We start from the raw sequence: 5500 nt of genomic DNA on the forward strand, positions 1-5500 counted from the left end.
CGCTGGCACCGTTGTAGCCAAAAGCTCAGGATGGTTTTCAATTGTCTTGAAATCGTTTAACACCGCTGTTGCAGCTTCAAAAGCGAAACCCTGTTTTTCATATTGTGGTAAAAAGGCGAAACCAAAATCTTGAAGTGGTAGATAGTCACGTTGAATGATGGTTATGATCCCAATAGGTATATCGTTGTACCGTACAGTCCAGTAATATAAAATTGGGTTTTGGATAATTTTATCTACATACTCAATTGCCATAGCTATTGATTTCACATTTCTTTCGCCTATAAATTTTAACCAGCCAGGCGTATTAACTAATTGTTGTATGAACTCACTGTCTGATAGGGAAAGTCTACTTAATTCTAGTCGTTGGCTCGTGTACTTCTGTTTCATCTATTTTAATTTTGGGTGTTACATCATTAAGGTTGTTTGTCTTATCAGCTAGTTAGCTCTTCTCTTTTCATCTTCTGCACCTCCAGTTTGTTTTTTAGTATTTGAAGATTTATTACTCCCAAATTTATAGCTAAATGAAAACGTGCCTACTCTGGAGTCTCCTTTTTGCCGGAAAAATTCGGTGTAACCAGTTAGTATGTTACTGGCATTGGTTTTTCTGGTATAAAAAACGTCAGTAATGTTTAATTTTAAACTGGCTTTTTTTGCTAAAATTTGTCTTTGAATTGCTAGGCCAGTATACCAAGTCGGTTTAATATCCATGATACCATAGTATCGTCTGCTGTCATATTTACCATTAATTTCCAAACTGGTATTGGAATTGAAAGTAATCATGTTCGTACTAGTTAAGCTAAAAGTAACCCTATTGTTTCCTATGTCGGTATTTGCAATATTGCCGCTGTACTTTCCATAATACACCAACGCATTGACATTGCTGGTTAACCATTTGCCAATTGTAATCGGTGCACTAAAGCTTAAAGTATAATAGTCATACCGGGCTAAGTTTCTACCTGTTTGTATGATTGAGCTGGGCTTAACATCAGGAGAAAGTATAGAAAGAATTTTATCTGTGGTTATGCTGTACCCAAATTTGGTAAGATATTTCCCTCCCCATGTATGACTTAGTTCAAATGAGGTGGTGATTTCGGGGTTGAGTAATGGATTTCCGGTAGAAGACGTGAGTGGATCTAAAAACACTTTAAATGGATTTAACTGTTGGTAAGTTGGCCTATTGATCCTTCGGGTAAGGGMTATATTTAGCTCATGGACTTTGCTTAAATTATAACCAAACTGTATACTTGGAAATAGTTGAAGGTATTTACGTTCAAATTGAGAGAGATTGGTTAACTGTATACCTTCTGCCTGAGTTCGTTCTAACCTCAATCCGAATTGAGCATTTATTTTTTCCCATTTTTTGGAAGCGTTAATGTAGATGGCATTTATCCATTCTTTATAATTGAAATTATTGCTCTTATCTACATCTAAAGTGCTGGTTTTATTAACCAGATTATAAAAAGCAATATTGTCTTTGGTCGTAACGAAGCTACTTTTTAAGCCAAGATCTAATTTTATATCAAGGGATTTTAATTTTTTGCTATAATCACTTTTAAAGGATTTAATTTTAAGGTCACCATTCAGATCGCCATGTAAAATATAATCGTCTTTATTTTTAATTCCGTTGTTGTCCGAGTAAGTGGTAAGGTAATCTTGTAGGCCTATTGCTCCATAATCAGCATAATCTAAATCTAAACTAATAGACTGACCTTCTTTATCCAGTGTGTGCTTGTAGTTGAAATTGATACTTTCGTTATTACGTACAGGCTGTAATATACCTGTGGTATTAAAATAGCCGGTGCTATTTTGATTCGCATCAAAAGATTGTGCTTTACTATTGCTGCCCAGCTCTCCAGCTATAAAAATACCATTGGCTATAAATCCGACAATTACGTTTTCGCTAATGTTTAAATCCCCACCTAACCGGACGTTATGGTTGTTCATATTCATCTTGAAATAATTTTGATAAGAATTACCTCCAGTAATGGTTCCTGCAGCTGAAAAAAATCGTTGCATGGCTAAATCTACAAAGTCATTGTTGAGTGAATAGGTATAAGAACCAAATAAGTTTAATTTTCCAATTTTTAGATTAACATTAGCAGATGGATTTACTTTGTTATATACACCTTGGCCGAAACTAACTGCTAAATTACCATTGAGACCCTCTTTAAGGCCCTTTTTCAATCTAATGTCAATAATCCCTGAGTTTCCTGACGCATCATATTTAGCAGATGGACTAGTAATTAATTCTATTCTATCAATTTGATCCCCAGAGATACTTTTTAATATAGTTGATAGCTCTTGTCCAGATATAGGGAGTAATTTTCCATCGACCATCACCAAAACACCCGGTTTTCCTCTCATCGATATATTTTCGCTGGGATCTACATTAACACCGGGTGCTTTACTAAGTAGGTCTAGTGCATTGCTTCCTGTGGCGGCAATGGAACTTGCGACATTCAATACTGTTTTATCATGTTGTTGTTGGATGAAAGGCTTATTACCAACGATATTTACTTCATCTAATGCATGTACCTTGGCAACAAGGTGAAGATCACCGAGATTAAAATTTTGAGTCAAAACAATGAGGTTAGATTCATAATTCTTGAAAGCAAGACTTTTAACGACAACATGGTAATTTCCTTTTTCTATTTGATTAAAAATGAATTTTCCGGCAGTATCTGGAAACTCAATTTTTACCAGCTTTTTCGTCTCAGCTTTTATTAAATTTACACTAATGCCGCTGAGCTGATCTGGTTTGAGGTTGGATAATTGTCCAGTAATCTCGAACATTGATAGTTGTTGTGCAGAAACATGGTGATATGTTAGGGCAAGAAAAAATGCAAAACAGATAGTTTTAATAGTTCTCATATTCAACTTCAATGCAGTTACATTCACCAATTTGCTTGTAAAGCCGCATTCGGGCGCAAATTTCTATTTTCGTTAATTGGTTTTAATTAATGGTCGTCTGAATCGTGGTTTTTGTAGACATATTGCTGATTTAAGTAGCTGAAAAGTAAGACTACAGGGATATCTAAGTTTCACTGTTTTTGCAATTCCTCAAGTTGATTTCGTAAAACTGCTTAAATCACCTATCTCTCAGGTATTACTGGGATAAGCACATACCGTTAATGTCTAATGATACGGTTTTAGCAGAAAAAGATATAGCGTTAAAGGAGCAGCTCGCAGCAACTGTAAAGCGAAACTCGTATCTGACTAAGCGATGATTTCCAGTATTAGCGTAGTTGGATTCCGTAAGCCATATTGTACAAAGTTTTTCTGGGCAATTCGTTTGTTAACTTCTGCGGTTTTCAAAATAGTAAGAAAGTCAATAGGACACACGGAAATTAACAAGATGACTGCGGTCCATTCTGCTTGAGATGCAAAAATGATATGGCAACTTTCATCGCCAGCGCAATAGGTGTTTTTTGGATACTTTGTTTTTCTGCAAGCAGCTAATTTGCCTGCCTGGCCTGAGGTATGGTGGGCCTAACTAAATATTATTTATTCAAAAACTAAAGCATGAAACAAAGATTACTATTGAAAATGATCTTCCTATTGCTTTTCTGTTATGGTGCAGTTGCCCAAGACAAGAAAATATCAGGAAAAGTGACTGACTCCGATGGCGGTGGACCGCTACCGGGTGTCAGTGTAAAAGTCAGAGGAAAACAGCAGGGGACGGTAACGGGACCCGATGGGAAATATATTCTTGAAGCTGCAAGTAGTGCTATCCTTGAGTTTGCTTACGTTGGATATGTTGGACAAACTAAAACTGTCGGTAATGAACTGGTCATTAATGTGATACTAAGCAGTGAAAATAAATCGCTAACAGAAGTGGTCGTAACAGCATTTGGTATCAACAGGGCTAGCCGGACAAATGGCTATTCCGTTGCACAGGTAGGTGGGGACGAAATCAATAGGGCTTCCCCGGTAAATTTAATGTCGGGTCTACAAGGTAAGGTTGCCGGTGTAGATATCTCCGCTACTTCAGGCTCACCCGGCGGATCCAGCAAGACGGTAATTCGGGGATTCTCTTCTATCGCTGGTAACAATCAGCCCTTATATGTTATTGATGGTGTTCCAGTAAACAATTCGAGGCCCGGAGATGCCTCCCCGGTCAATAGTCTTGGAGATTTAAAAGAGAATTATGATTTTGGTAATGCTGCCAATGACATCAATCCCGGAGATATTGAGACGATTAGTATTCTAAAAGGGGCTGCGGCAAGTTCCTTATATGGATCGCGGGCATCCAATGGTGTCATTTTAATTACTACTAAAAAAGGAAAAGCAGGTGCTTTCAAGGTAGACCTCACTTCAGCTGCAGCCTTTTCGCAGGTAACAAATGTACCTAAGCTACAGGATAAATATGGACAGGGTTTTGCGTATGAAAGTTGGATTGCTGAAAATGGTAGCTGGGGAGCAAGATTTGATGGGCAAACGCGGGATTGGGGATCTAAAGTTGATGGAAAGCGTTTGTCTCAGACCTTTGCCGCAGCTAAAAATAGTTTCAGAGATGCTTTTGATACCAGTCAGGAGTACAATAATACAATCTCTTTTAGCGGGGGTACAGATCAGTCGACATTTAGACTTTCTTACGGAAATGTAAACAGCAACGGCATTTTGCCAGGCTCCAGTGATGTATATAAAAGAAATACAATAAGTTTGAATGGTTCTACTAAGTTTAAAGACCTATCCATTACTGCAGGTTTAAACTATCTTGGAAAGAACACCAGGACAGTACAGACTGGTCAGGCGAATTCAGGGGTGGGCTCTTCTTTTTATGAGGATATTCTACAGATTCCGGTTAATTTCGAAATCTCAAAATTTAAAGACTACAACAATAAATACTTTGATGTAGATGGCTTCTATAGTCCTTTTACACAAAATCCATATTATTCAGTTTTTGAGAATGGTGCGACATTTAAAAGCGACAGGTTCTATGGCAACCTTGATCTGAAAATAAAACCATTAGAATGGCTGACGCTTCAATTTCAGCAAGGCGTTGATGTGAGTAATATCGTCGATAAGATTTGGAATGCTAAGAATTCACCAACTCAGGGTTCATGGTCTGGAGGTGGTAACGATGAGCAAATCGTTAGGCAGGCAAGTGTTGGAAATGTTGTTGATGGTTCAGAAAAATATTTTGAGTTTGATTCCAAGCTCAATGCGCTATTTGATCAGAAATTCTCCGATCAATTTAATGTAACGGGATTGATCGGCTTAAACTTCAATGACAGGGGTTCAAGAGTTTTATATACCGGTATTGAAGATCTGTTGATCCCTGGCTTATATCAGATTGATAACTCAGGGAACGCCCCAACGAGCAGTCAGACCAGTAAGCAGCGCAGGCTTTTCGGTGCTTATGCCTCTGCCACTTTGGGATATAATTCTTTTGCTTATTTGACTTTGAATGCAAGAAACGATTGGAGTTCAACCCTGCCAAGCGCGCAAAGAAGCTATTTTTATCCTGGTGCCAATTTTTCTTTGATCCTGTCTCAGA

General features: G+C 37.8%; 3 protein-coding genes. 1 reads left to right on the forward strand and 2 read right to left on the reverse strand.

The window, feature by feature from the left end:
• Window positions 1-387, reverse strand: a 387-nt coding sequence (locus tag AC1DDX_RS21715; protein WP_477622580.1) for a GNAT family N-acetyltransferase, incomplete at its 3' end; no start/stop codon positions are given.
• A gap of 48 nt (window positions 388-435) precedes the next feature.
• Window positions 436-2793 carry an outer membrane beta-barrel protein gene (locus AC1DDX_RS21720; RefSeq protein ID WP_477622581.1) on the reverse strand — a complete coding sequence of 786 codons (2358 nt, stop codon included), beginning with the start codon at window positions 2791-2793 and terminating at the stop codon, window positions 436-438.
• Between the two features lie 729 nt (window positions 2794-3522).
• Here AC1DDX_RS21720 and AC1DDX_RS21725 point away from each other — a divergent pair.
• The coding region (locus AC1DDX_RS21725; protein WP_477622582.1) for a SusC/RagA family TonB-linked outer membrane protein at window positions 3523-5500 on the forward strand (1978 nt) is incomplete at its 3' end.

This window comes from Pedobacter sp. 10L46_2 (assembly GCF_056395165.1).